Raw genomic sequence first — 25,374 nt, forward strand, 5'->3', positions numbered from 1 at the left:
GGTTAGCCACCGGGGCTTGCTCCTTCGTCGCCTACGCCCCGGCGCCTGACCGGCGGCCCGGCCGCGGACCGGCCACTGCGTGGCCGTCCCTCCCTAGGGGTCGGGAGTGCGGTGGCTGGGTTGGGTGGGTTGTTGAAGACGGGGACGGGCTGGGTGTGGCGGATCAGGGTGTGGCGGGGGCGGTTTCGGTGCGGGGAGTAGGGGTTTTGGCTGCTACTACCGAGCGGTAGACGATGGCGCCGGTGGTGAGGATTACGGCTACCGACAGGGGGCCTGCCCAGAGTTGCCACCAGCTGCCGCCGGCGGGGGTGTAGACCTCGGGGCGGGGCCAGGCCAGGTTGATGACCATGGCGATGCCCCAGACGACGGCGAGGGCGTTGACGGGGATGCCGAGGCGGCCCAGGTGGAACAGGGTCTTGTCGTCGGGGGCGGGCAGGCCCTGGACGCGGCGCAGCAGCAGTGGCACGGTGACCAGGAGGTAGGCCAGGTACAGGCTGACGATGCAGACGCTGGCGAGGGTGGCGAAGATGGCGGGGTTGCCGAGGTTCAGGACCAGCAGGCCGATGCCGAGGGCGCCGATCGCGACGGCGGGCCACACGGGGGTGCCGAAGCGGGGGTGCACGGTGGAGAGGGCCTTCGCGAAGGGGAGTTTGCCGTCGCGGGCCATCGAGAACATCAGGCGTGAGCCGGCGGTCTGGATGGCGAGGGTGCACACGATCACCGCGACCGCGACACAGCCGAGCAGCACCGAACCGGCGGGGCTGTTGAGCTTCGAGGTGATGACGTAAGCCAGTCCACCGGTGGATAATTCGCCGTCGGACAGGCTCGGAGCCGCCATCAGCGCGCCGAGCAGCATGAGGCCACCGCCCAGTGCCGAGACCGCCAGCGCGAGCAGGATGGTGCGGGGAGCGACCTTGCGCGGGTTCTTGGTCTCCTCGGAAAGCTCACCGGCGGAATCGAATCCGACCATCACGTACGCGGCCATCAGGCCCGAGACCAGGAATGCCGCCCAGTACGGGCCGGGGGAGGCCTGGTCGGTCTGGAACACCACATCGGGGCCGCGCTCGGTGTTGGCGAAGAACAGCGCGATGATCGCCAGCACACCGACGATCTCGACGGTGACACCGATCGAATTGATCTTCGACATCAGGTCGATGCCGATCACATTGATGGTGGTGGTGACGACGAGCAACACGCTGCCGAGCAGCACCGCGTTCATCGCGCCGTCGCGGGAGGTGAGCGCGGTGTCGGTGCCGATGAGCTGGAATCCGCTCCAGATCGAGGGCAGCACCACCTGGAGCGCGATGGCGGCCGCGGCGGCGGTCACGACCTGCGCGATCACCATCATCCAGCCGGCGAACCAGCCGATCAGCCCACCGGCCAGCCGACGTGACCACTGATAGATACAGCCGGAGATCGGGTAGCGGGCGGCGAGCTCGGCGAAGTTCAGCGCGACCAGGAACTGGCCCGCGAACACCAGCGGCCACGTCCAGAAGAAGGCGGCGCCGCCGAACGAATAGCCGAAGCCGAAGAACTGGAAGATCGTGGTGAGGATGGAGACGAACGAGAAACCTGCCGCGAAGGACGCGTAACGCCCCAGTTTGCGGTGCAGGACCGGCGTGTAGCCGAAGGCTGCCAGATCGGCGCTGTCGCGGCCGAGTTCGGGTGGGGCGGCGGGGGATTCGAATGTCGTGGCCATGTCGGAGTCCTTCAGCGGTTCGGCCAATATCTATCAGTCGATAGTTTTGCGCGCGCGATCGCTCGAACGGTGTCGTGCGTGTATCGACTGGACGCCCCGCGGTAACTTCTGCGTTGCCTGAGTTTCTGTCAAATGACAGAAATTCGACCGCTGGGCATTCTCACCGGTGAGCTGCCCGCTGCGGTGCAGGTCGTGGCCCGATGACAGAATCTTCGGTGTGGCGAATCTCGGTCCCGGGCGTCCCCGGCTGGAACAGCGGCGCAGACAGGGAACTACGCCGCGCGCGGAGATCCTCGACGCGGCGGCGGAGCTCTTCACCACCAAGGGGTACGCCAACACCTCGACGCGGGCAGTCGCCGACGCGGTCGGCATCCGGCAGGCATCGCTGTATCACCACTTCGCCGCCAAGGACGACATCCTCGACGCACTACTGGCCGAAACAGTGGCGGGACCGGTCGAACTGGCGCAGCGGATGATGACCGAACCGGATGACGTGGCGACCCAGCTCTACGCGCTTGCCCTGTTCGACGTGCGCCAACTGCGGACGGCGCGGTGGAATCTGGGCGCGCTGTACCTGCTGCCGGAGTTGCGCACGGAACGCTTCGTCGCGTTCCGGCGACGACGTGACGAACTGCGCGGACACTACGAGCGCCTGGCCGCCGCGGCCTCGACGGCCGCGGGGGAATCCGACGACGCGCGGATCCTGCCGTTCCGGCTGGTGGAGACGGTGATCGCGATCAGGTACGACGAGGGGGCGGCGGGCGTGGACACCGAGCGCGTCATCCCGGACGCCGTGCTGCGCATCGTCGGCTACCCGGGCGACACGGGTACGGTGCGGGCATCGGCCGCGGCGCTCCTCGCACGGCTGGGCGAGATCGCTCCCGCCTGAGAGGCCGTACCCGGTGGGCGAGGAGCGCCGCGATACCTCAACTTCGGATGAACGCCAGGATGTCCTGGATGAGTTCCTGCTGATAGGCGCCGAAGACGCCGTGCGGTGCGCCCGCGTACACCTTCAATGTCCCGTTCTCGACGAGCTCGATCGACTTCAGCGCCGCATTCGCGATCGGCACGATCTGGTCGTCGTCGCCGTGCGCGATGAAGACCGGCACCTTCAGGGCCTTCAGATCCTCGGTGAAGTCGGTCGCGGAGAACGCGGCGACACACTCGTAGGCGGCCTGGATCCCCGCGAGCATGCCCTGGCGCCAGAAGTCGTCCTGCGCGCCCTTCGAGACGACGGCGCCCTCGCGGTTGAAGCCGAAGAACGAGGGGGCGAGCTCCTGATAGAAGCTGGAGCGGTCGCTGAGCACCCCGGCGCGGATATTGTCGAACACCTCCATCGGCAGGCCGTCGGGATAGGCCTCGGTGACGACCATGATCGGCGGGACCGCGCCGATGGTGACGACCTTGGCGACCCGGTCCACACCGTGCTGGGCGGCGTAACGCACTACTTCGCCGCCTCCGGTCGAGTGCCCGACCACGATGACATCGCGCAGGTCGAGCGACTCGATCAGCTCGGCGAGATCGCGCGCGTAGGTGTCCATGTCGTTGCCCTGCCACGGCTGCGAGGAGCGGCCGTGACCGCGGCGGTCGTGTGCGATGACGCGGTAGCCCGCGTCGGCGAAGGTCTTGCGCTCCAGCGCCCACGCGTCGGAGCTCAGCGGCCAGCCGTGGCTGAACACCACAGGTCGTCCGGTGCCCCAATCGGAGAAATAGATCTCGGTGCCGTCGGTGGTGGTGAAGTAGGGCATTGTGCTGTGCTCCTGTCGGAGATGCGGAGGAATAGGTTGCCCATAGTTGTCGAGCGCCGGTGCGCTGTCGCCCACCGGAACGGCCGAAGATCCCGCCATTCCGGCCGAGTATTAGATTTATCGGCATGTCCACACCCCGGAATCGCCTACGTCACAGTGCATCCAGTGGTACACGGCGTATCGGGTTTCTCCTGTTCGACGGGGTGAAGGCGCTCGACTACGTCGGTCCCGCAGAGGTATTCGTCGAGGCGAATCAGTTCGCCGATGCCTACGAGATCGTGCTGATCTCGCCCACGGGCGCACCGGTGCACAGCTCGGTGGGCCAGGGAGTTGCTGTGACGACTTCCGTGGCGGACGCGCCCCCGCTCGACACGCTCGTGGTGCCCGGCAGCGAAGTGCGCCCCGCCGAGTTCGTACGTCCCGATCTGGTCGAGGCCGCTCGCGTTCTCGCGGCGCGCAGTCGTCGGGTTGTTTCCATCTGCAGTGGCGCCTTCGTGCTGGCCGAACTCGGGATGCTGGACGGCCGAAGCGCGACCACGCACTGGAAATTCGCCGCCGAGCTCGCCCGCCGGTATCCCCGGATCGATGTGCAGGCGGACCGGATCTTCGTGCGGGACAACGACATCGCGACCTCGGCGGGCGTCGCGGCGGGCATCGACCTCGCGCTCGCACTGGTGGCGGACGATCTGGGCAGCGACATCGCTCGCCAGGTCGCTCAGGGGCTTCTCGTCTATCTGCAGCGTTCCGGCGGGCAGACCCAGTTCTCGACGCCCATGCGCGCCGTCGCCCTGCCGCCCGGTCCGGTGCGCGTGGTCACCGACCTGATCGCCAGGGACCCCGCCGCGCGGCACAGCGTGGTGGACCTGGCGCGATACGTCAATGTGAGCGTCCGCCACCTCACCCGCCTGTTCACCGAGGAGACCGGGCTCAGCCCGGCCGAGTACGCGGCGAATGTGCGCTTCGATCTCGCCCGGGCCGAGCTCGAAGCCGGCAGTTCGGTGAGCCGGGCCGCCTCCGGCGCGGGTTTCGCCAGCGCCGAGGCGCTACGCCGGGCCTTTGTGGCGCGGCTCGGGGTGTCGCCCTCGGACTACCGGCGCAGGTTCGAATCCGAGGCGAGTGCGTAGCGGGTCTCAGCGGGCGGTCGGCGGGGCGATCTGCCAGTGCTGGTTGAGCGCGCCCGCGATCTCGGGCAGCACGGTGATCGGGATTCGTTTGGCGCGCAGCATTTCCCGGATCTCGCTCACCTGTTCGCGCTTGCGCATGTCGTAGGCGCCGGTGACGGGGCGGATCACCGGCGGGATGGACAGCAGTACGAGCTCGTCGGCCGACTCGCCGTTCAGGTCGAGTGCCAGTGCCCAGCGGGCGTGCTCGTCGAGGGTGAAGCGGCCGGCGACGACACGGTCCCACGGCACGGTCGACGAGCGGAACGGGGTCCGCGCGTAGATGGCGTGCTCGTGCAGTTCGATGACATCACGGACGAACAGCGCGACACCCACCGCGAACCCGCCCACCGCCCCGACCAGCAGGCCGGTGATCACCCGGTTCACCCCGAACATCGCCAGGAACAACCCGACGACGCCCGTGGTGACCAGGACCGCGATCAAGCAATAGAACAGACTCCGCCTGGTGGACACCACACCGGCACGCACGACCGACATGCGGACCTCCCTCTCCAGCTCGCCGGGCCCGATGCTCGCGCCGATCGGCGAATCACGATTCGTGGCTCACCCTAGCGGTGCGCACCGCCGCGGACTCACGAGCCGAGCGACACCGCTGCCTCCGAGGTCTCGACGAGGAAGGTGAAGGTCTCCTGGAAGTACAGCTGCACCGTCTCGGCATCGTGGCTGAGGTAGCCGATCGACAGGTCCTGGCCCAGCGCGAGCTCGAAGTCGCCGCCGCGGGTGGTGAGCGCGAAACCGCCGGAGATCGCCGGCGCCCAGATGATCTCGCCGTCGATCAGCCGCTCGATGTGGGTCCGGATCGGGTGACCGTGATCGGAGGTCTCGCTGACCTGGGTGTACAGCTCGGCGCTGAGCACCACCGAATACGGGCCCTGCACGCCGGCCAGGCGCAGGCCGGTGAGGGCGTGCGAGATGGCATCGGGAATGTCGACGACGTTGCTCGGCAGCGCGACGGGGGAGTTCGAGGCGGCATCGCGGATCCCGGTGATGCCCGCGGCGGCGTAGCTCTCGAAGATCGCACGGTCTTCGGCGAAGGCGATCTTCTGCGCGGCGTCCTTGAGGTTGTCGAGGTCGGCGTCGCCCGCCCCGCGCTCGATGTCGTCGAGCTCGGAGCGTTGCAGGGTGAACGGCACCCGCAGCTCGATAACCGGTTGGATCAGGCGCTGATGAGCCTGCACGCCGTCGTCGGGCGAGGCGATCGAGGTGATCCGGCCGAGGTTGCGGGCCGAGAAGTCGAAACCGTGCGGTCCCGACACGTCGACGACCCGGCGACCGGCGATATTGCGCTTGAACGTGCGGGTCGCCTCCTCCTCGATCTGCGACCAGGCTTCGCCGGTGATCGGCGCGAGTTCGCGATGCAGGTTGTTCATTCAATTACTCCTTTTCATCGTGCCGATTGCGAGGGAGCCGTCCGAGCGAGCGGCTGCCGCCGCGTTCGCACGTTCGACGGGGACGATTTCGGGCAGTGTCGCCGGCTCGATCTCGGTGGCCGCCGTGTCGGGTGCGTCGGGCAGGTCATCGAGGAAATCCACGGTGGGAGTGAAGAAGAGCGTGCCGGTCACGGCGAAAGAGAAGTCGAGGATGCGGTCGTAGGCGGCCTCGTCGGTACCGAGGAACATCCGTTCGAGCATGCGTTCGGTGACGCTCGGGGTGGCGGCGTAGGCAACGTAGTAGGTGCCGAACTCGCCGGTGCCGATGGTGCCGAACGGCATATTGGCGCGCACGATCTGGCGTTCGGTGCCGTCGGCTTCGGTGATGGTGTTCACCGCGACGTGCGAGTCGGCGGGTTTCACGTCGTCGGGCAGTTCGTAGTCGGCGAGCTTGGTCCGCCCGATCACCCGCTCCTGTTCCTCGATCGACAATGCGTTCCACTGGTCGAGCGGGTGGGTGTACTTCTGCACGACCACGTAGCTACCGCCGGTGAACTCGGGGTCCTCGTCGCCGATCAGCGCCGCCGAGGCCGCGCTCGGGCCCTCCGGGTTCTCGGTACCGTCGACGAAGCCGAGCAGGTCGCGCTGCTCGAAATAGCGAAAGCCGATCGTCTCGTCGACGATGGTCGCCGCGCCTTTGAGGCGAGCGCCGATCACCATGGCGAGTTCGAAGCACGGGCCCTGAGTTTCGCCTTTGATATGGAAGAACAGGTCGCCAGGGGTGGCCGGTGCGCTGTGGATCGGGCCGTTGTAACCCGGGAAATCGTGCAGCTCAGCGGGTTTCGGGCCGACGAAGAGCCGGTCCCAGGCCGCGGAGCCGATCGAGGTGACGCAGGTCAATCCTTCACCGGGCACCCGGAAACCGATCGAACGGCGCAATCCGGAGAGATCTGCCAAGAGGTCGCGGACCGCGGATTCGCCACCGGAGTCGATGGTGGCGACAAGGAAAATCGCGGACGGCGTGAGTGGATCGAGGATCGGCTGTGGCTCACCCATGGCGTCCACAGTACGGCTCCGTGCCGACAGGTTTGATCAACACCTCGCGGTGTCAAGCAATTCGGACGATCGACCTGCTATTTCGCGACGGTCAGCAAAAATGTGACGTCGTCGACAGCTTTGACGCTGTGCCGGGCGCGCGGCACCACGATGAGATCGCCCGCCGAACCCTTCCACTCGTCGGTGCCCGCGATCAGCACCAGCGTGCCGGAGAGCACCTGGATGGTGGCATCGCCCGCATTGTCGTGTTCGGCCAGGCTCTGTCCCTCGGCGAGTGCGACGACCGTCTGGCGCAGCGCGTGGGTGTGGCCGCCGATGAGGGTTTGCGAACTCCGGCCGCTCGTCGACGTGGCCGCCAGCTTGAGCTGTTGACGGGCCACGGCGGTCAGCGATTTCTTGTCCATGGATCGGGCCTTTCGCAGGCATCTCGCGGGCAGGTCTTGCCAGGAGTATGCCCGACGGTGCCCACGCGTTCGGGCGTTTTGCCGCGACCGTTAGCTGTGTGTTGTCAGCCGCGGGTGTAGTGGCGAATGCGGTAGCGCAGACCGGTTTTCGAGGTCAGCCACGGGGTGTCGTCCGCATGCCATTCCGGGCCGATGACCGGGGCGAACGCATCGCCCGCCACGGTGGTGTCGACCTCGGTGACCAGCAGCGTCGTCGCCGAGGCCAGCGCGGCGCGGTAGATCTCGCCGCCGCCCGCCACCCAGGTGTCGGACTCGCCGGTCATCGTCAGCGCGTCGGGTACGGATGCGGCGCGTTCGGCACCGTCGGCTGCCCAATCAGTCTGGCGAGTGACTACGATGTTGCGGCGGCCGGACAGCGGACGAAAGCTCGCGGGCAGCGAATCCCACGTCCGTCTGCCCATGATCACCGGGTGCCCCATGGTGGTGTCGCGGAAATTCGCCATATCCTCGGGCACCCGCCACGGAATGGTGTTGTCGACGCCGATCACCCGGTCGTTCGCCTGCGCCCAGATCAGGCCGATCCGCTTCACACCGCCACCGGCGCCTTGATGCCGGGGTGATGTTTGTAGTCGGACAGCTCGATGTCCTCGTAGGCGTAGTCGAACAGGCTCGTCGCCGGGCGCAGGCGCAGCGTCGGGAACGGGTAGGGCTCGCGGGTGAGCTGCTCGCGGACCTGGTCGAGGTGATTGTCGTAGATGTGCACGTCGCCGCCGGTCCAGATGAACTCGCCCGGCTCGAGTTCGGTCTGCTGGGCGACCATCAGGGTGAGCAGGGCGTAGCTGGCGATATTGAACGGCACACCGAGGAACAGGTCGGCGCTGCGCTGGTACAGCTGGCAGGACAGTTTGCCGTCGGCGACATAGAACTGGAAGAAGGCGTGGCAGGGGGCCAGCGCCATCTTGTCCAGGTCGGCCACGTTCCAGGCCGAGACGATCATCCGGCGCGAGTCGGGGTCGGTGCGCAGGGTGTGCAGCACCTGGGCGATCTGATCGATGTGGGTGCCGTCGGGGGTGGGCCACGAGCGCCACTGCACGCCGTAGACGGGGCCGAGCTCACCCTTGGCGTCGGCCCATTCGTCCCAGATGGTCACGCCGTGCTCGCGCAGCCAGGAGACATTGGAGTCGCCGCGCAGGAACCACAGCAGCTCGTAGGCGATGGACTTCATGTGGACCCGCTTGGTGGTGATCAGCGGGAAGGACTCGGCCAGGTCGTAGCGCAGCTGGTGACCGAAGATGCTGCGGGTTCCGGTGCCGGTGCGATCGGCTTTTGGCGTGCCTCGCTCCAGCACGTGCCGGAGCAGATCCTCGTACTGCGTATCAGGGGTGGCCACGTCTCGCGATTCTACGGGGGTCGGCTCGGTGGATCGGCACCTGGCAAGCTCTTCGGCTATGCGCAAGCTCTACGTGATCGGCATCGGCGCCGGCGACCCCGACCAGGTGACGGTGCAGGCGATCAAGGCCATGCGAAAGGCCGAGGCCTTCTTCGTGATCGGCAAGGGCACCGAGAAACAGGAACTGGTCGACGTGCGTACCACGATCCTGGCCGAACACGTGGACACGCCGCATCGGATCATCGAGATCACCGATCCGCCGCGTGAGCGCACTCCCGCCGACTACGCCGGTGTCGTCGTGGATTGGCACGAACGGCGCTCCGAGCTCCTCGAAGCCGCGTTCGACCAGGTGGACGGCATCGGCGCGATCCTCGTGTGGGGAGATCCAGCGCTCTACGACAGCACCCTGCGCATGGTCGAGCACGTGCTGGGGCGCGGGCGCGCCGACTTCGACTACGAGGTGATCCCCGGCGTCACCAGCATCGCCGCGCTGGCCGCCCGGCACCGCATGGTGCTGCACCGGATCGGTGAGTCCGTCCACGTCACGACGGGGCGCAGACTGCGCGAAGAAGGGCTCGGACCCGGATCGACCGTGGTGATGCTGGACGGTGAATGCTCGTTCACCGAGGTTCGTGGCGACGACATCCATATCTGGTGGGGCGCCTACCTCGGCATGCCCGACGAAATCCTGATCGAAGGCGATCTGCGCGAAGTCGAAAGCCGCATCGTGGCCCGCCGTGCGGAACTGCGCGCGGACAAAGGCTGGATCATGGATGTCTATCTGCTCCGCGACGGATCCCGCGCCGACGCACGATGAATAGCTAAACTGGCAACCGTGCCCGAACTGCCGGAAATTGAGGCGTTGGCGCAGTTCCTTCGGGATCATGCCGTCGGCGCTGTGGTCGGCCGTGTGGACGTGGCGGCGTTGAGCGCGGTGAAGACGTTCGATCCGCCGGTCACCGCGTTGTCCGGCCGCGATGTCACCGGTGCGGGACGGTGGGGGAAATTCCTCGGAATGGATTGTGGCGGACTGTGGCTGATCACCCATTTGTCGCGCGGCGGATGGTTGCGCTGGGTCGATGAGCCGAATCCGTTGCCACCCAAGCCGGGCGGTAAGAGCCCGCTGGCGCTGCGCGTGCATTTCTTCACGCCCGAGGGCGCCACACCCGCGATCGACCTGACCGAGGCGGGGACGAAGAAACGGCTGGCGGTGTATGTCGTCGAGGATCCGATGCTGGTGCCGGGGATCGCGCGGCTCGGACCCGACGCGCTCGGACTGACCGAGGACGAATTCGCCGCGCTGCTGAAAAGTACATCGCAGCGAATCAAGACCGCGATCGTGGATCAGACTCTGATCGCCGGAATCGGCAATGCCTATTCCGACGAGATTCTGCACACCGCGAAGATCTCCCCGTTCGCGAACACCAGAACGATGTCCGCGGAGAAGGTTTCGCACTTGTACACCGCGATGCGCACGGTGCTGCTCGACGCGGTCGATCGTTCGGTGGGACAGGACGCGGCCCGCTTGAAGGGCGAGAAGCGTTCGGGCATGCGGGTGCACGCCAGAACCGGCCAGGCGTGCCCGGTGTGCGGTGACACCGTGCGTGAGGTGTCCTACGCGGAGCGGTCCTTCCAGTACTGCGCCACCTGCCAGACCGGCGGCAAGGTGCTCGCCGACCGGCGGATGTCGCGGCTGCTCAAATAGTCTTCTCGCGCCAGGCTTCCAGCAGCCGGAGCCAGAATTCGCTGACGGCGGGGAAGGCGGGCACCGCGTTCCACAGCGTCTCCATGGGCACCCGTCCCACCACCGCGATGGTGGCCGCGTGCAACTGCTCGCCCATATCGGGGCCGACGAAGGTAGCACCGAGAATACGGTCGGCGGCGGTATCGATCACGAGTTTCGCGCGGCCGTGGAAGTCGTCACGCGAGAGCGCGGACCCCGCGACGGCGATGTCGAGCTCGACGGTGTCCACCGCGTGTCCGGCGGTGCGCGCCTCGTGTTCGGTGAGGCCCACGGAGGCGAGTTCCGGTGCGGTGTAGACGACTTGGGGAACCTGCTGATGGTCGGCGCTCGCGGTGAACCGCGAGCCGTCGAGTGGCTTGCCCTCCGCGCGGGCGGCGATCACGTCACCGCACACCCTGGCCTGGTACTTGCCCATATGTGTCAGCGCCACACGATGATTCACGTCGCCGACGGCGTAGAGCCAGTCGCCGGACACCGCACGCGCGGTCAGCTGATCGTCGACCTCGACATAGCCGGCGGGCAGCCCCACCGCGTCGAGGCCGAGATTCGCGGTGGCGGGGCTGCGGCCGGTGGCGACGACGAGTTCGTCGACCTCGAGTTCGCCGTCGCCGAGCACCAGGGTGACCGGACCGCCGTGGAGGCGGCCGACGCCGGTGTCCTCGGGATCGCGGCGCGAGACCAGTAACGGCTCGGTGTGGAACCGCACCTCGACGATTCCGGTGTCACGCAAGCCCCGCAGCACCAGCTCGGACGCGAACGATTCGCTGCGCGGCAGCAGGCGGTCACCCCGGACCAGCAGGGTCACCTCCTCGGCGCCGAGTTCGGCCAGCCAGGTCGCCGTTTCGCAGGCGACGACACCGCCGCCGATGATGGCGACCCGGCGCGGGACGACGGTCAGGTTGGTGGCGTCGCGGGAGGTCCACGGCAGCGCCTCGCGCACGCCCTGAATGTCGGGAATGGTGGCGGTGGTGCCGGTCGCCAGGACGACGGCGTGCCGGGCCCGCAAGCGCTTCACGCCGTCGTCGGTGGTTACCTCGACGAGTCGTTCGCCGACCAGACGGCCGGCCCCGCGGACGGTGTCGATGCCGGTCGATTTCGCCCACTCCACCTGGGAACTGTCGTCGCGGTCGTGCACGAAGGCGTCGCGACGGGCGAGGATGTCGGCCACCTGCGGGCCGCTCGCGCTCACCCCCGGCATCGCCTCGCCGAGGTCGAGTACAGCGCCGGGGCGCAGCAGTGCCTTGCTGGGAATGCACGCCCAGTAGCTGCATTCGCCGCCGAACAGTTCCCGCTCGACCAGGGCGGCGGTGCGGTCGCTGCCCGCGATGGCGTAGGCGGCGGCGTTCTCACCCGCCGGGCCCGCGCCGATGACGATGACGTCGTACTCGAGCTCGGTCACTGCAGATAGCCCTCGACCTCACGGGGGGAACGCAGCCCGGTGTCCTCGGGAGATTCGCCGGAGCCGCTGCGGGCGCGCCGCTGCCGCAACAGATCCCAGGCCTGATCGAGCATCACTTCCAGTTCGGCCAGCTGCTTGCGTTCGGCTACCGGGTCGATCTCGCCCGCGGTGGCCTTGGCTCGCAGCGAGTGCTCGTCGTCGACCAGCTGTTTGATCCGCGCCAGAATGTCCTGATCGGTCATGCTCTCACCACTTCGATAGTCGGAGGGGTCGTGCCGGTTCCTGGTCCATGCTACGACCGCGCGGGTCCGGCGGGGCGTGCTGCTTCGGCGAGGCAGCGGGCCGCGATGGGCATGGCGCGGGCGAGGTCGGTGCTGTTCAGCGCGGTATAGCCGATGGCGATGCCGAAGTGGTGTGGTTCGCCGAGGTGGTGGCGGGCCAGACCGTCGAGCAGGACGCCGCGGGCGCGGGCGGCGTCGACGGCGTGGCGCTCGGCGGCGGGACCGGGGAGTTCGACGACGACGTGTGAGCCCGCGTCGTCGCCGATGACGGGGAGCCCGCGGCGGGTGAGCGCGTCGACGACCAGGGCGCGTCGTGGCGGGACGACTCTGCGGAGCCGGCGCAGGTGCCGGGACAGGTCGCCGTGGCGGGCGAATTCGCTGAGGATCCGTTGCCCGGCGGGGCTCGGGGAACTGCCGATCTCCGCGCGATGGGCCAGCACCGCGTCGGTGATGTCGGGGCGGGCGACGAGCCAGCCCACGCCGAGGGTGGTGGCGATGATCTTGCTGGTGGTGCCGAGATGGACGACGACATCCGGCGCCATCGCCGCGAGCAGCGGTAATGGTGCTGTGTCGTAACGCAATTCGCCGTCGTAGTCGTCTTCGATGATGAAAGCTCCGGTTCTTCTCGCGAATTCGATGAGCTCGACCCGGCGCGCTGCGGGCATCATCGCACCGATCGGGAACTGGTGTGCCGGTGTGCAATACACCGCGCGGACCCCGGGCGGAATCCGATCCACACACAAACCCCCGGCGTCGACGGGCACCGGCAGCACCTCGATGCCCACGGCTCGCAGCGCGCCGACGGCGCGTAGGTAGCCGGGATCCTCGATGGCGACGGTGTCGCCGGGACGGAGCAGCGCGGTGGCGAGCTCACCCACCGCCGCGCTGGTACCGGCGGTGGCCAGCACCACCGATCCGGCGCCTGCCGCCAGTCCTCGATGGCGCAGGAGGTGATCGGCGACCGCCGCCCGGAAGTCCGGTTCGCCCGCACGGTTCTTGCGGGCCTCGGGAGCTTGGTCGCCGGCCGCCCGCCACGCGCGGCGCCAGGCGGCGGAGTCGACCGCCTCGGCGCACGGTGCGCCCGGACCCAGATCGAGCAGGCCCGCGTCGGGATCGGCACCGTGGCCCGCGCCGGTGGACGGTGGCGCGGTGGCGGGGGCGGTGCTGAGGTAGGTGCCGGAGCCGTGTTTGCCGGTGAGCCAGCCTTCCGCGTGCAATTGGTCGTAGGCGCCCGCCACCACCGCCCGGCTCACGCCGAGCCGCTGCGCCAGGGCGCGCGAGGACGGTAGACGGTCGCCGATGCGCAGCACCCGATCGGTCGCCGCGGCGCGCAGGGCATCGGCCACCTGCACCGACAGCGGTTCGGGGGCGGTGCGGTCGAGCGGGATCGGAAGGTCGTCGAGCATCGTCCACCTGGAATTGGCCTGTTGAAATTCTGTTGGATTGGACCTACGCGCAGTCCACTTCTTCGGCGAAGCTCATCTTATGAGCACGCACGACGTCAACCGCAACCCCCTGTCACCGACCCCGCGCACCACGCTGACGCGCTCCAAGGAACGCGGCGCCACCGACCGCGCGGCACTGGACGCGGTGCTCGACGCGGGCCTGGTCTGCCACCTCGGCGTGCTGCTCGGTGGCTCGCCCGTGGCGCTGCCCACCATCTACGGTCGCGTCGGCGACACCCTCTACCTGCACGGATCCACCGGCGCGGGCAATATGCGCGCCGCGATCGACACCGACATCTGCCTGACGGTGACCCACGTCGACGGGCTGGTGTACGCGCGCTCGGCCATGCACTTCTCGATGAACTACCGCTCCGCGGTGATCCGGGGCAGGGCGGTGCTGGTCACCGACGAGGCCGAGCGCGACAACGCGCTGCGGGTGATCGTCGAGCACGCCGCGCCCGGCGCCTGGGATCGGGTGCGCCCGCCCAACCGCAAGGAGATGGCGGCGACGATGGTGCTCGCGCTCGACCTCACCGAGGCCTCGGTGAAGGTGCGTTCGGGCGGGCCGAACGACGACGAGGGCGATATCGCGACCGGCGGTGTGTGGGCGGGCGTATTGCCGCTGCGTCAGGTGTGGGGCGAGCCGATCCCGGCCGGCGACCTCGAACCCGGCATCGACGTACCCGCTGACGTCAGCGCCCGGGTTACGCCGGTCGCGGTGCCCGCGCGTTGAGATCCGCGCGTCGGCGTCTATTTGCCGGACGCTCCGAGAGTCATCAGATCCTTGGCCGAGACCTCGGGTAGGTATGCCTTCGTCAGAGCGATGCCGATGCGGGGCAAGTCTGCCTCGTCGCGGTAGCACAGGTACACCGGCTCGTGGCGGGGCTGGAACTTGGCCTTGAACGTATGCAGTGACCGGAAGCCGTAATACGGCTCCATCGCGGCGCCGAGCCCTTCGAGCAGACGGTCGATGGGCTCGGCACCGTCGGTCCTCGCACTGCGCGCCAACGGTGCGCCCGAGAGCGAAACGATCTCGGCGCCTTCCTCTTTGAACTCCTGGCAGGACGAGGCGATGAGAAATTCCACCACCGGCCGGAAACCGCCGGGGCGCCTGCGCATCACGTCGAGGGTCCAGCCGCGGATCTCGTCGCCGGGGCCGTAGACGGGCAACCACGAGGTGACGCCGTGCACGCTGCCCTTGGCGTCGACGGCCAGCCCCACCCGCACGGCCGGGTCGAGTGCCTCCTCCACGCCGCCGAGGGTGAATCCCATTTCGGGCAGCCCCTTTTCGCCCACCCACTCCTCGGAGATGGCGCGCACCTGGGCGATCACCGCGAACGGTTCGTCGGCCAGCTCGACGAGCCGGAACTCGATGCCCTCCTTGTTCGCCTTGTTGATCGCGGACCGGATGTCCTGCCACGCCTTGCCCTTGAACTCGAGCTGCGGCAGGTCGACGATGGTGTCCTCGGCGATCTGCACACTGCGCCAGCCGAGTTCGCCCGCGATCTCGGCGACCGTCTCGGTGGTGGAGAACAGGCACGGGACGAGTCCGTCGGCTTCGCAGCGATCGGTGAACCCGGCGATGGTGGCGGAGAGGAGATCCGCGGGGCCGATCGGATCGGTGAGCACGATGACAGTGCCCGCGTGACGCTGATAGGCGACGCAGCGTTCACCGTCGGCGGCGAACCAGTATTTGTTCTCCGGCCAGGTCGTCATCCACGACATGGTGCTGCCGCCGTAGCGCGCGAGCAAGGCGCGCACCGCATGTCCGGGATCGGTGCCGGTGAGTGCGCCGTCGGTGATCTTGCGCCGCACGGGCACCCGGAACGCGCCGCGGCCGCTGTAGAGCAGCGCCACCTCGACCGCCCACAGCAGACCTGTTCCGAAGGTCACCGCGCCTTCGGTCTCGAAGTCGGTGCCGATGGCCACGCCGAGCAGCACCAGCGTGAACACCACGTGCAGCAGGCCGTAGGCGAGAGTGCCCCACCACGCCCAGTGCCTGCCTTTCCGCAGTTGCTCGGCCACCACCGTGATCACCACCACGGTCAGGATCGTGCTCCACAGCGAGCCGCGTTCGTTCTCGGTGGGACCGAGCAGGCTGTTGCCGGGGAAGAAGTACACCGCCACCGAGGCCGTCGCGATCACCAGCAGGCCGATGAAGGCAAGCATGCGAACCTCACGTCGGGTGCGGGGCCAGAAGCCGTGTTCGGTGCGGCTGAACAGCTTTTCGCCCGCGGGCAGCCAGACGGCGATCGCGATGAGATGCATGAGATCGGCGAAGGTCGACTCGAACAGGAACGTGAGCGCCACGTGCGCCATCAGCACAGCGCGTACCCGCAGGCGCCACGGCGACCGCAGCGTTGCCGAGACCGCGGCCAGTGCCGAGAACGCGGCCGTGGTGAATCCGACATCGCGGACCTCGGAAAGCCGGTCGGCCCAACCGAGATGGGTGTGGGCCAGCAGCCCTACCGTCACCGACGCGCCGAGAATGCCGATCAGCTGGCCCGACAGACAGACCAGTGCGGTGCGCACGGTGCCGAGCCGCCACTCCGTCCAACCGACTGCCGCCGCGAAAATGACTGTCATGCAGAAGTATTGGAAGGGGGTGAGTCCGAAGAACCAGCCGGACAGCGGCGTCCACCACTTGCCCTCGGTGAGCGGCGGCCAGCCGTAGGCGATATCGGGATACCAGGAACGCTCGTCGAGCCTGCGCCACAGACCACCGCCGGCGATGCCGAGGATCGCGACCACGACGAGGAAGCCGAGGGTGAACGGCATCCGGCGGATCACAGTGTGCGCCATGGTGACGCCGCGCGAGGGCGCCGATTCGGGGGCAGCCGCGTTGTCGTTCATAGAACCACCCTTTGCTGCGAGTGCGCCGCACCGGCGCGGTGAGGTCGTCTGTGTACCGTATGTCATCGCGGTCGTACCAGGACCGCGATGCGCGCGCCAGGGCAGTCGAGGTGGCATCTGTGGAGGTCAGAGATGACGCGAATCACCGATCTGTCGTTGCTCACCGGATGGCTGCCGGTGGCGTTGACGGTCCTCGGCGCCCTGGGTGCGGTCTGGTTGCTGTTACCTCGCGTACGACGATATGTCACGACGATCATGCCGATCGTGGTGCTGGCCGCGGTGGTGCTCACCGTGGCGCTGTACTTGTTCGTGGAGGAGGTGTGGCGGCCCTTTCCCGATCCGATCGCCGTGTCGGTGTACGTGCTGATCGGGATCGCGGTGGCGGCAGTGCTGTTGGTGGTGCCGCGAATCCTGGTGCGCCGGACGGTGTGGACCGGCGTGGTGACTGTGCTCGCGGCCGTGGCGGTGCTGGTGGCGGTGGGAGTCAGGATCAACCTGGAGTACGCGTCGTATCCGACGGTGGGTGCGGCGCTCGGGGTCGAACAGATCGACCGGGTCGACGCGCGTGAGCTGACCCGGCGCGAGCAGGTGATCAGCGCGCGTCCGCTCGAGCCGGCCTGGCCCGCGCCCGGTGGATTGCCCGACGGCGGGCGAGTTCTGACCGCGACGGTGCCGCCGACAGCGTCCGGATTCACCGCGCGCGATGCCCAGATCTATCTGCCGCCCGCCTATTTCGCGGATCCACGTCCGCTGCTGCCGGTGCTGGTATTGCTCGCCGGTGAGCCGGGTGCGCCGCAGGACTGGTTCGTCGGTGGGCAGCTGGTCGAGACCATGGATTCGTTCGCCCGCGCGCACAACGGGCTCGCACCGGTCGTCGTGGTGGCCGACGGGACCGGCTCCCAGCTGGCGAACCCGCTGTGCCTGGACTCGAAACTCGGCAATGTCGCCACGTACCTGGCCGTCGACGTGCCGAACTGGACGCGAGCGAATCTGCAGATCGACCCGGATCCGCGTTCCTGGGCGGTGGGCGGACTCTCCTACGGCGGCACCTGCGCACTGCAACTCGCCACCAATTACCCCGCCGTCTATCCCACCTTCCTCGACATGTCGGGTGAGGACGAGCCGACCCTGGGGGACCGTCAGCGCACGGTGGACGCCGCGTTCGGTGGGGATACCGCGGCGCTGCTGCGGGTCAACCCGCTCGATCTGCTGCGGACGCGGGCGTATCCGGACTCCGCCGGCGCGTTCGTGGTCGGCGCCGATGACGAGACGTACCGGCCGCAGGTGGAGCGGATGTATCAGGCGGCGAAGGACGCGGGGATGGACGTGCGGTTACGGATTCTGCCCGGCGGACACAGCTTCGCGCTGTGGGAGTTCGGGCTGCGTGATCAGCTGCCGTGGCTGGCTACCCGGCTCGGCCTGACACCCTGATCGGCGACGGATTCCGCAAGGGTCCCCGGAGTACAGTTCGACGCATGTCCGAGGCGAAAACCCCAGGTACGGACGTTGGTGGCCCGCCCGCCGAGCAGCAGATCGCCGAGGCCGCGCTCGCCATCGTCGACGCGGACGGCGCGGGGGCCCTGTCCGTCGGTGCGGTGGCGCGACGGCTCGGGGTCGACGCGGACGCTGTGCACGCCCGCGTCGGTGGGTTGGACGGCCTCGAACGCACGGTGATCGACAACGTGCTGTCGTCGGTGGCGCTCGGGCCGCTCTCCGACGACGGTGTGGAGTGGACCGCGGCGGTGATCCAGTTCGCGCTCGGCATGCGCGCTCGGCTCTTCGACCACCCCGCCGTGGCGGAGTTGATCATGTCGGGGTCGATGGACAGTCCGTCGGCCGATGGACCGGTGGCGCGGGATATGACCGAGTCGCTGTTCGTCTGCCTCGCCCGCGGCGGCCTCCAGGCGCCCATCCGTGCGCACGGGGTCTACGCGGTATTCGTGTACGTGCTCGGTTCGATCGCCCTCGACGTGGCGGAAACCGACGGAAAGCCGCCGCTGCCAGGCGAATCGGAGCGGATCGCGGCCCGCCGCGCGGCGCTGCGAGACCTGGATCCAACCAGGTGGCCGCGCACCGCGGCGCACCTGGAGGAGATCGCCGCCTGGACCTCGGTGGATCAGTTCGTCTGGGGGCTTCGTGTGCTGCTCGTCGGGATGACGGCGACCTGACGCGCGAACGCGCCGCGGCCGAGCAGGGCCGCGAAGGCCAGCAGCCACCCGCTCCACAACACGTAGCCGAGGAAGTTGACGACGGCGGCGGGCTCGATGCCGAGCGGGATGACGACGCCGGTCGCGATGGCGGCGGCGCTGGTGTAGCCGAGTGCGGCGAACCACCGCGGGGTGCGCAGGGCCGCGATGACCAGTGCGGTCCAGATCGCGGTGAGGGTGTAGCCGGCGGTTTCGCCCAGGAGGGTGCCGAGCAGGGTGTGCTGTCGTTCGAAAGTGTCCGCGTCGGTCAGGGTGGGGACCAGTAGCGGCCAGCGCAGCAGGCCGATGGTTTGTACGAGGGCGGCGGCGATGCCGGCTCGCACCGCCCAGCGCATCGTGGGGGAGTCGTCCAGGCGCCCGATCAGAACGGACAACGGGACGAAAGCGCACGCCGCGGCCGCGAGGAGGGCGAACAGCGTGACGATCGTGGCTTGCTCGGCCCGGAATCGGGCGAGGACCTCGGTGGCGGGCAATTGCAGGACGTCGGGGTAGTCGAACGTCATCCCGAGGCCGACGAAGGCGAGGTTCATCAGAATCGGGGCGCCGATCAGCAGCGTGATGGTGGTCCATGGCTTGTTGTGCACGAGAATCCATTCTGGCTGTACGGAGTACAGGTAGCTGTACGGGGTACAGTCCACCGCATGTCGAAGGCGAAGTCAACAGGTGGCGGCGCGGCGCGGCCGGCGCGGCGCTCGTTCACCGAAGAGCAGGTGGTGGACATCGCGCTACAGCTCCTCGATGAGGGCGGGACCGGGGCGCTGTCGATCCGGGCGGTGGCGGGCAAGCTCGGGGTGAATCCCAATGCCGTGTACACCTACGTGGCGAGCCGGGCCGATCTGGAGCGCGCCGTGATCGAACGCGTGCTCTCGGCGGTTGCCCTCGAACCCCTGCGCGACCCCGGCGTGGAGTGGGCCGACGCGGTGATCCAGTTCGCGCGCGGCCTGCGCGCGGAGCTGCTCGCGCATCCGGCGGTCGCGCTGTTGATGATGTCGGGGCCGATGGACGGGCCGTCGGCGAGCGATGTCGGCGAGGCGCTGTTCGGGTGCCTGGCTCGAGGCGGTTTGTCCGAGGCGAGGCAGGCGAACGGTGTGTACTCGCTGATCGTGCAGGTGCTCGGCGGCATCGCGCTCACGGTCGCCGAGACCGACGGAAAGCCGCCGCTCACCCCGGAATCCGAGCGGGTCGCGCAACGTCGCGAGGGGCTGGCCCTGCTCGACGGCGATCGCTGGCCACGCTCGGCAGCACAGGTCGACGCGATGGCGGCGTGGAACTCCGAGGATCAGTTCGTATGGGGGCTGCGTGCCTTGCTCACGGGGATCGCTGCCGGCTGACTACCAGGGCGCGGGATGTAATCCCGTTGCCGCACAGGCCTTGTCGACGGCGTCGGGCAGGGAATCGTTGTCGGCGGCGAGGCTGACCAGGGCGAGTGTGTAGGTATCGCCGAGGTGGGAGAGGTAGCCCGCGAGCTGGGTGCGGGGGAAGGCGGTGATGCCGGGATGGATCGCGCGGGCGGCCACCCGGGTGCAGTCGTGCGGGCCGACTCTTCGCACCGCGTCGGGGAGGGTTCCGATGTTGGAGCACAGGATGTCTCGCTCGCCCGCGCCCTTGCTGAGGGTGTAGGCCCAGCGGTCGGGGATCACCTGGAGGATCTCCTCGGGCAGGCCCGCGGGGCTGGACATTCGGTGCTGATAGGCGGACCTCGCCTTGTCGCGAATGGTCGCGGGAGTGTCGACGCGGTGGATGGCGATCTCGGTCACCGCGAGATCGTTGTCGACTCGGGGTTCCTCGCGCGTGTCGACGGGCAGGCTCGCGGTGATGATCGGGTTCGGGAAGCCGTTCTGCCACAGGATGTTCGCGATCAAGTGGATGAACAGGCTGTTCGGGGTCCCGCCGAGAGTGCTCGCGGTGGCGTCCCAGTGGGCGGCATCGAAGGTCAGCAGGAGGGGGCGCAGGTGCCGGTCGCCGGTCGAACCGGGATTCGCCGGCGCAGCGCTGCTGGAGGCCGACTCGCGCGGAACGTGGTCCGTGGTCGGTCGGGCCGCCCGCCGGGGGAACCTGCGTAACAGCGCACGGGTCGTGCCGCCGAAGATGGTGACCCACTGGGAGACCGCATCCGTCCACTCCGACGACGTTGTCCAGTAACGCGTTTCGCTGGTGGGCGCTGGGCCGATCGAGGCGTGCGCCGGATCGAGCGAGCGCAGGGCGGCGGTGACAGCGTGGATCAGGCCACGGGCGTCGGCCAGGACATGCGAACAGGTCAGGGCGACAACGGTTCCGCCGTCGTCGAGGCGGGCAGCGGACAGGCGCCAGCCGGGCGCGAACTCGGGGTCCAGATCGGTGCCGAGGCTGTCGGCCCATGGCAGGACCGCGTGGGCGGGGAGTGGGCCGATACCGCGACCGGAATCGTGCTGGGCGATCGGCATTGCCGGCCAGCCGGTCTCGGAGATCGCGGTCCGGTTCGGGAGGAGGTCGAGGGGGTGGGCGCTGGTGTTGGGCTGCCAGCCTCTGCGGGCGCCCGGAACCCGGGAGCCGACCACTCTGCGGCCGAGCCTGCCCAGCCGCAAGTGATCGTGAATCGCTTGCAACAGCGCGGGTTCCATCGCATCGGGAGTACGCCACAGACCCTGTAGCGCGATGGGGGTGCCCATCCCGCGGTGGGTCCGCAGGAAGATCTCGTCGACGACCGTGAGGCGGTCCATCAGCGGTGGTCGGCGCTACCGTGCCTGCCCTCACCCGCGGCGAAGCGGGCGGCGCCGTCGAGTGCGCCGCCGGTCAGCGCGGTCATGCCGTGCCGGAATTCGACGCGCAGCGCCTCCTCCTCGGTGTGTCCGTACTGGTCGTACAGGGCGGCGCGGTCGGTGCGCAGACAGGTCTGGGGGAGCGCGGCGAGCTGGGCGGCCAGTTCCTCTGCCGCGCGGCGGGCGTCGCCGGTGGGCACGACCCGGGTGACCAGGCCCATCTGTAGCGCCTCGGGCGCGCTCACCGGGCGGCCGGTGAGGATCATGTCGAGTGCGCGACCTTCGCCGACGATGCGCGGGAGGCGCACGGTGCCGCCGTCGATCAGCGGGACGCCCCAGCGGCGGCAGAAGACGCCGAAGATGGAGTCCTGCTCGGCGATTCGCAGATCACACCACAGGGCCAGTTCGAGCCCGCCCGCCACGGCGTACCCGGACACCGCCGCGATCACCGGCTTGGACAGGCGCAGCCGGGTCGGGCCCATCGGGCCGTCACCGTCCTCGGTGGCCTGATTGCTGTTCTCGGTGCCCAGAGCTTTGAGGTCGGCGCCGGAGCAGAAGGTGCCGTGTTCGCCCCACAGCACGGCGACCGAGGAGGTGGGGTCGGCGTCGAACGCGCGGAACGCCTCCACCAGCGCGCGAGCGGTCGGGCCGTCCACCGCGTTGCGGGCGTGTGGGCGATCCAGGATCACCGTCGTGACCGGGCCCGCGTGTTCGACGCGCACGGAATTCGCCGGACCGGATGCGCTGGTTTCGGCGGGTGAACCTGTTTCCATTCCTCGACCATACGGCCACGGTGCCCCTTGTGTGAAGAGGTGAATCAATGGTTCACTTCTTCACATGGTGTACCGCAGGACCCCGGCCGTACAGGCCCGGCTCGACGCGCAACGGGCGCTGATCGTGCACGGCGCCACCCGCGTGCTCTCCCGTGACGGGTTCGCCGGGCTGTCGATGGCGGCGGTCGCGGCGGAGGCCGGCATCGCGACCGGCACCGTGTACAAGCAGTTCGAGAACAAGGCCGAATTGGTCGCGGCGGTCTTCGAGACGGTCGTCGCCCGCGAGGTCGACGCGGTCCGGGCCGCGGTGGCCGAGGGTGACGTGGTGGGGCGGGTCACCGCCGCGGTGGAGACCTTCGCCGGGCGCGCGATGAAGAATCCGAAACTTGCCTACGTGCTGCTGGCCGAGCCCGTCGACGCCGCCGTCGACGCGCAGCGGCTGGAATTCCGGCGGGCGTTCGCCGCGTCGTTCGAGACCGCGATTGCACACGGTGTCGCCGAAGGCCGCTTGCCTGCCCAGGAATCGAGCCTCACCGCCGCCGCCCTCGTCGGCGCGATCGGCGAGGTGCTGGTCGGCCCGCTGGCCGCCGCGCCGCACGCCGAGACCGTCATCCCCGAATTGGTCGCTTTCGCGGTGCGCGCACTCGGTGCGCGCCCGGAAACGTTGTAGTCGAAGGAGTTACCGGATATGCCGACCCACGAAGTCTTCAACCAGGCGCCACCACTGATCCCCTTCGATGCCGCGCGCAACCCCGCGCTGCTGGAAGGTCTGCACCGCGAAGGCGCGGGCTGGGCCGAAGCCGAAGTGCGCGAACTCGGAGCGCTGGCAGGCGGTTTCGCGGCGCAGGAGTGGGGCAGACTCGCCAACGAGTACCCGCCGGTGCTGCACACCCACGACCGGTGGGGCAATCGTGTCGACGAGGTGGAATTCCACCCGCACTGGCACGACCTGATGAATGTCGCGGTGACACATGGGCTGCACGGTTCGCCGTGGCTGGACGAGCGGCCCGGCGCGCACACCGCGCGCGCCGCCAAGTTCTACACCTGGGGCGCCGCCGACGCCGGACACATGTGCCCGATCTCGATGACCTACGCGGTGGTGCCCGCGCTGCGCCACAACCCCGAACTGGCGGCCCGCTTCGAGCCGCTGCTCGGCTCGCGCACCTACGATTTCGGCTTGCGTGAACCATCGACCAAGGCAGGTCTCATCGCGGGCATGTCGATGACGGAGAAGCAGGGCGGCTCCGACGTCCGGGCCAACACCACCACCGCCACACCACAACCCGATGGCTCGTACCGCATCGTCGGGCACAAGTGGTTCACCTCGGCGCCCATGTCGGACATGTTCCTCACGCTCGCGCAGGCCCCGGGCGGCCTGTCGTGTTTCCTGCTGCCCCGGGTACTGCCCGACGGCACCCGCAACCCCCTCCGCATCCAGCGGCTGAAAGACAAGCTGGGCAACAAGTCCAACGCGTCCTCGGAGATCGAATACGAGAACGCCACCGGCTGGCTCGTCGGCGCCGAGGGGGCAGGCGTGAAGACGATCATCGAGATGGTCAACATGACCCGTCTCGACTGCGTGATCGGCTCGGCCACCGGCATGCGGCTCGGCGCGGTCACCGCGATCCACCACGCCCGCCACCGAAAAGCCTTCGGCGCCGAGCTGATCGACCAGCCCGCCATGCGCAATGTGCTGGCCGACCTCGTCATCGAATCGGATGCGGCGACCACGGTGATGATGCGACTGGCCGGGGCCACCGACCGCGCGGGCAGCGATCCGGCCGAGGCCGCGCTGCGCCGCATCGCGCTCGCCATCACCAAGTACTGGGTCTGCAAGCGTGCTCCCGCCCACGCCGCCGAAGCACTGGAATGCCTGGGCGGCAACGGCTATGCCGAGGAGTCGGGCATGCCGCGGCTGTATCGCGAGGCGCCGCTCATGTCGATCTGGGAAGGGTCGGGCAATGTGGCGGCGCTGGACGCGTTGCGCGCCATGGGACGTCAGCCCGAGACGGTCGAGGCCTATTTCGCCGAGGTCGGACTCGCCCGCGGCGCCGATGCGCGCCTCGACGACGCGATCGACCGGGTGGGCAAGGAACTCACGGACCTGTCCGATATCGAATATCGTGCCCGCCGCGTCGTGGAACTGATGGCACTCGTCCTGCAGGGCGCACAGTTGGTGCGGCACGGGCATCCCGCCGTCGCGGATGCCTTCTGCGCCACCCGACTCGGCGCCGACTGGGGCATCGCCTTCGGCACGCTGCCCGTCGGCGTCGACACCGGTGCGATCCTCGAGCGAGGCTTCGTCGACGTTCGCTGAGTCCGTCTTGTCCTCACGTGCTGCCACCCGGTGCGTAGGGTGGGCCCGTGACCTGGGCGAACGAGGTGCTGTCGGTGGGCGAACTGGCGCAACGAATCCCGGTGCGCCTTGAGCGGTTTCTGCTGGGGATCGCCGGGCCGCCGGGAGCCGGGAAATCGACACTGGCGCAGCGGCTTCGCGTCGAGCTGTGCCGGTCGGGGCGGCCCGCGGCGGTGGCGCCGATGGATGGCTATCACCTGCGAAACGAGGTGTTGCGGGCGCGGAACGCCCTGGCGCGCAAGGGTGAGCCGGATACCTTCGATGCGGGCGGGTTCGTCGCGGATCTGCGGTTGCTGCGGGAAGCGCCGGTCGGAGCGCCGGTGCCGTGGCCGCTGTTCGATCGTGCGATCGACGAGCCGACCGATGGCGGTGTTGTCGTGTGTGACGAGCGGGTGGTCGTCATCGAGGGCAACTATCTGCTGCTGACCGAGACCGAGGCACCGGGTTGGGCGGATGTCCGCGGGCTGCTCGACGCCTGCTGGTACCTGGACGCGCCGCGGCAGGTGCTCACCGAACGACTCATGGACCGGCACACCGCGGGCGGGCGAACACCGGACCAGGCGCAGGAGAAGGTGCTGGGGAGCGATCTGCGCAACGCCGATCTCATCGCGGCGAGCAGGAACCGCGCTGACCACGTGTTGACCGCGGTGGGGGACGGCTATCGCGTGACCTGATTCGTGTCGAACGGCGCGTGTGGCACGGAAATCGGCGGCTTCGGGGCAATCATGGA

General features: G+C 68.7%; 26 protein-coding genes. 11 read left to right on the forward strand and 15 right to left on the reverse strand.

Going from position 1 to position 25,374, the window contains the following annotated elements; translation table 11 throughout:
* Window positions 1–163: 163 nt before the first annotated feature.
* A complete protein-coding gene (locus tag ACWGCN_RS30085; protein ID WP_452459106.1) occupies window positions 164–1,699 on the reverse strand; it encodes an amino acid permease in 1,536 nt (511 codons plus the stop codon).
* Between the two features lie 217 nt (window positions 1,700–1,916).
* Between ACWGCN_RS30085 and ACWGCN_RS30090 the strand changes: the two genes are divergently transcribed.
* On the forward strand, window positions 1,917–2,588 hold the full coding sequence (locus ACWGCN_RS30090) for a TetR/AcrR family transcriptional regulator (protein WP_378993320.1): 672 nt from the start codon (window positions 1,917–1,919) through the stop codon (window positions 2,586–2,588).
* 37 nt (window positions 2,589–2,625) lie between these two features.
* Here the strand turns inward: ACWGCN_RS30090 and ACWGCN_RS30095 are convergent, their stop codons facing one another.
* Window positions 2,626–3,447, reverse strand: a complete 822-nt coding sequence (locus tag ACWGCN_RS30095; protein WP_452459105.1) for an alpha/beta fold hydrolase — start codon at window positions 3,445–3,447, stop codon at window positions 2,626–2,628.
* A gap of 203 nt (window positions 3,448–3,650) precedes the next feature.
* Here ACWGCN_RS30095 and ACWGCN_RS30100 point away from each other — a divergent pair, with 203 nt between their 5' ends.
* The gene (locus ACWGCN_RS30100) at window positions 3,651–4,571 is read left to right on the forward strand and encodes a GlxA family transcriptional regulator (protein ID WP_378993316.1); all 921 of its coding nucleotides are present in this window, start codon (window positions 3,651–3,653) and stop codon (window positions 4,569–4,571) included.
* Between the two features lie 6 nt (window positions 4,572–4,577).
* Here the strand turns inward: ACWGCN_RS30100 and ACWGCN_RS30105 are convergent, their stop codons facing one another.
* The 6 genes from ACWGCN_RS30105 to ACWGCN_RS30130 form a co-directional block, all read right to left on the reverse strand.
* Window positions 4,578–5,105 (reverse strand): hypothetical protein, encoded by a 528-nt coding sequence (locus ACWGCN_RS30105; protein WP_101465660.1) that lies wholly within the window; start codon window positions 5,103–5,105, stop codon window positions 4,578–4,580.
* A 95-nt stretch (window positions 5,106–5,200) separates the two neighbouring features.
* Window positions 5,201–5,998, reverse strand: coding sequence for a family 1 encapsulin nanocompartment shell protein (locus ACWGCN_RS30110; protein WP_378993315.1), 798 nt, complete (start codon window positions 5,996–5,998; stop codon window positions 5,201–5,203).
* Window positions 5,999–7,054 carry a Dyp-type peroxidase gene (locus ACWGCN_RS30115; RefSeq protein WP_379313120.1) on the reverse strand — a complete coding sequence of 352 codons (1,056 nt, stop codon included), beginning with the start codon at window positions 7,052–7,054 and terminating at the stop codon, window positions 5,999–6,001.
* Between the two features lie 77 nt (window positions 7,055–7,131).
* On the reverse strand, window positions 7,132–7,458 hold the full coding sequence (locus tag ACWGCN_RS30120) for a cupin domain-containing protein (protein ID WP_101465662.1): 327 nt from the start codon (window positions 7,456–7,458) through the stop codon (window positions 7,132–7,134).
* A gap of 104 nt (window positions 7,459–7,562) precedes the next feature.
* The gene (locus tag ACWGCN_RS30125) at window positions 7,563–8,048 is read right to left on the reverse strand and encodes a dihydrofolate reductase (protein ID WP_378993312.1); all 486 of its coding nucleotides are present in this window, start codon (window positions 8,046–8,048) and stop codon (window positions 7,563–7,565) included.
* On the reverse strand, window positions 8,045–8,848 hold the full coding sequence (locus tag ACWGCN_RS30130) for a thymidylate synthase (protein ID WP_378993310.1): 804 nt from the start codon (window positions 8,846–8,848) through the stop codon (window positions 8,045–8,047). The genes ACWGCN_RS30125 and ACWGCN_RS30130 overlap by 4 nt, the downstream gene beginning before the upstream one ends.
* Window positions 8,849–8,906: 58 nt before the next feature.
* On the opposite strand from ACWGCN_RS30130, the gene cobF reads away from it, so the two are divergent.
* A complete protein-coding gene (cobF, locus tag ACWGCN_RS30135) occupies window positions 8,907–9,665 on the forward strand; it encodes a precorrin-6A synthase (deacetylating) (RefSeq protein WP_452459104.1) in 759 nt (252 codons plus the stop codon).
* Between the two features lie 18 nt (window positions 9,666–9,683).
* Window positions 9,684–10,553, forward strand: coding sequence for an Fpg/Nei family DNA glycosylase (locus tag ACWGCN_RS30140; RefSeq protein WP_378993308.1), 870 nt, complete (start codon window positions 9,684–9,686; stop codon window positions 10,551–10,553).
* On the opposite strand, the gene ACWGCN_RS30145 is transcribed toward ACWGCN_RS30140, so the two are convergent.
* Genes ACWGCN_RS30145 through pdxR form a run of 3 tightly spaced genes read right to left on the reverse strand, consistent with a single transcriptional unit; the run spans window position 10,546 to window position 13,678 of the window.
* Complete coding sequence (locus ACWGCN_RS30145) at window positions 10,546–11,991, reverse strand: dihydrolipoyl dehydrogenase family protein (protein WP_452459103.1); 1,446 nt, start codon at window positions 11,989–11,991, stop codon at window positions 10,546–10,548. The genes ACWGCN_RS30140 and ACWGCN_RS30145 overlap by 8 nt on opposite strands.
* Window positions 11,988–12,233, reverse strand: coding sequence for a DUF2630 family protein (locus ACWGCN_RS30150; protein WP_101465668.1), 246 nt, complete (start codon window positions 12,231–12,233; stop codon window positions 11,988–11,990). Before ACWGCN_RS30150 ends, ACWGCN_RS30145 begins: the two co-directional genes overlap by 4 nt.
* A 50-nt stretch (window positions 12,234–12,283) precedes the next feature.
* On the reverse strand, window positions 12,284–13,678 hold the full coding sequence (pdxR, locus tag ACWGCN_RS30155) for a MocR-like pyridoxine biosynthesis transcription factor PdxR (protein WP_452459102.1): 1,395 nt from the start codon (window positions 13,676–13,678) through the stop codon (window positions 12,284–12,286).
* A gap of 79 nt (window positions 13,679–13,757) precedes the next feature.
* Here pdxR and ACWGCN_RS30160 point away from each other — a divergent pair, with 79 nt between their 5' ends.
* Window positions 13,758–14,450, forward strand: coding sequence for a pyridoxamine 5'-phosphate oxidase family protein (locus tag ACWGCN_RS30160; RefSeq protein ID WP_452459101.1), 693 nt, complete (start codon window positions 13,758–13,760; stop codon window positions 14,448–14,450).
* A gap of 17 nt (window positions 14,451–14,467) precedes the next feature.
* Here ACWGCN_RS30160 and ACWGCN_RS30165 read toward each other — a convergent pair whose 3' ends face one another.
* Window positions 14,468–16,570, reverse strand: a complete 2,103-nt coding sequence (locus ACWGCN_RS30165) for a bifunctional lysylphosphatidylglycerol flippase/synthetase MprF (protein WP_452459100.1) — start codon at window positions 16,568–16,570, stop codon at window positions 14,468–14,470.
* Window positions 16,571–16,702: 132 nt separating this feature from the next.
* Between ACWGCN_RS30165 and ACWGCN_RS30170 the strand changes: the two genes are divergently transcribed.
* Both ACWGCN_RS30170 and ACWGCN_RS30175 read left to right on the forward strand, forming a co-directional pair.
* Window positions 16,703–18,001: an alpha/beta hydrolase gene (locus tag ACWGCN_RS30170; RefSeq protein WP_449970277.1), complete on the forward strand. Its 1,299-nt coding sequence runs from the start codon at window positions 16,703–16,705 to the stop codon at window positions 17,999–18,001.
* Between the two features lie 44 nt (window positions 18,002–18,045).
* Entirely contained in the window at window positions 18,046–18,738 is a 693-nt protein-coding gene (locus tag ACWGCN_RS30175) for a TetR/AcrR family transcriptional regulator (RefSeq protein WP_452459099.1), read from the forward strand.
* Here the strand turns inward: ACWGCN_RS30175 and ACWGCN_RS30180 are convergent.
* Window positions 18,687–19,361 carry a DUF4386 family protein gene (locus ACWGCN_RS30180; RefSeq protein WP_387445786.1) on the reverse strand — a complete coding sequence of 225 codons (675 nt, stop codon included), beginning with the start codon at window positions 19,359–19,361 and terminating at the stop codon, window positions 18,687–18,689. The two genes, ACWGCN_RS30175 and ACWGCN_RS30180, sit on opposite strands and share 52 nt — an antisense overlap.
* A 57-nt stretch (window positions 19,362–19,418) precedes the next feature.
* Between ACWGCN_RS30180 and ACWGCN_RS30185 the strand changes: the two genes are divergently transcribed.
* Window positions 19,419–20,108 (forward strand): TetR/AcrR family transcriptional regulator, encoded by a 690-nt coding sequence (locus tag ACWGCN_RS30185; RefSeq protein ID WP_378993294.1) that lies wholly within the window; start codon window positions 19,419–19,421, stop codon window positions 20,106–20,108.
* Here the strand turns inward: ACWGCN_RS30185 and ACWGCN_RS30190 are convergent, their stop codons facing one another.
* Both ACWGCN_RS30190 and ACWGCN_RS30195 read right to left on the reverse strand, forming a co-directional pair.
* Window positions 20,109–21,476: a hypothetical protein gene (locus ACWGCN_RS30190; protein ID WP_452459098.1), complete on the reverse strand. Its 1,368-nt coding sequence runs from the start codon at window positions 21,474–21,476 to the stop codon at window positions 20,109–20,111.
* Complete coding sequence (locus ACWGCN_RS30195; RefSeq protein WP_378993291.1) at window positions 21,476–22,288, reverse strand: crotonase/enoyl-CoA hydratase family protein; 813 nt, start codon at window positions 22,286–22,288, stop codon at window positions 21,476–21,478. The genes ACWGCN_RS30190 and ACWGCN_RS30195 overlap by 1 nt, the downstream gene beginning before the upstream one ends.
* Window positions 22,289–22,352: 64 nt before the next feature.
* Between ACWGCN_RS30195 and ACWGCN_RS30200 the strand changes: the two genes are divergently transcribed.
* Genes ACWGCN_RS30200 through ACWGCN_RS30210 form a run of 3 tightly spaced genes read left to right on the forward strand, consistent with a single transcriptional unit; the run spans window position 22,353 to window position 25,318 of the window.
* On the forward strand, window positions 22,353–22,958 hold the full coding sequence (locus ACWGCN_RS30200; RefSeq protein ID WP_387445789.1) for a TetR/AcrR family transcriptional regulator: 606 nt from the start codon (window positions 22,353–22,355) through the stop codon (window positions 22,956–22,958).
* 18 nt (window positions 22,959–22,976) lie between these two features.
* Complete coding sequence (locus ACWGCN_RS30205; protein WP_452453911.1) at window positions 22,977–24,605, forward strand: acyl-CoA dehydrogenase family protein; 1,629 nt, start codon at window positions 22,977–22,979, stop codon at window positions 24,603–24,605.
* Window positions 24,606–24,652: 47 nt separating this feature from the next.
* Window positions 24,653–25,318 (forward strand): nucleoside/nucleotide kinase family protein, encoded by a 666-nt coding sequence (locus tag ACWGCN_RS30210; protein WP_452459097.1) that lies wholly within the window; start codon window positions 24,653–24,655, stop codon window positions 25,316–25,318.
* The last annotated feature ends 56 nt before the right edge of the window (window positions 25,319–25,374 follow it).

Source organism: Nocardia sp. NPDC055050 (genome assembly GCF_053608345.1).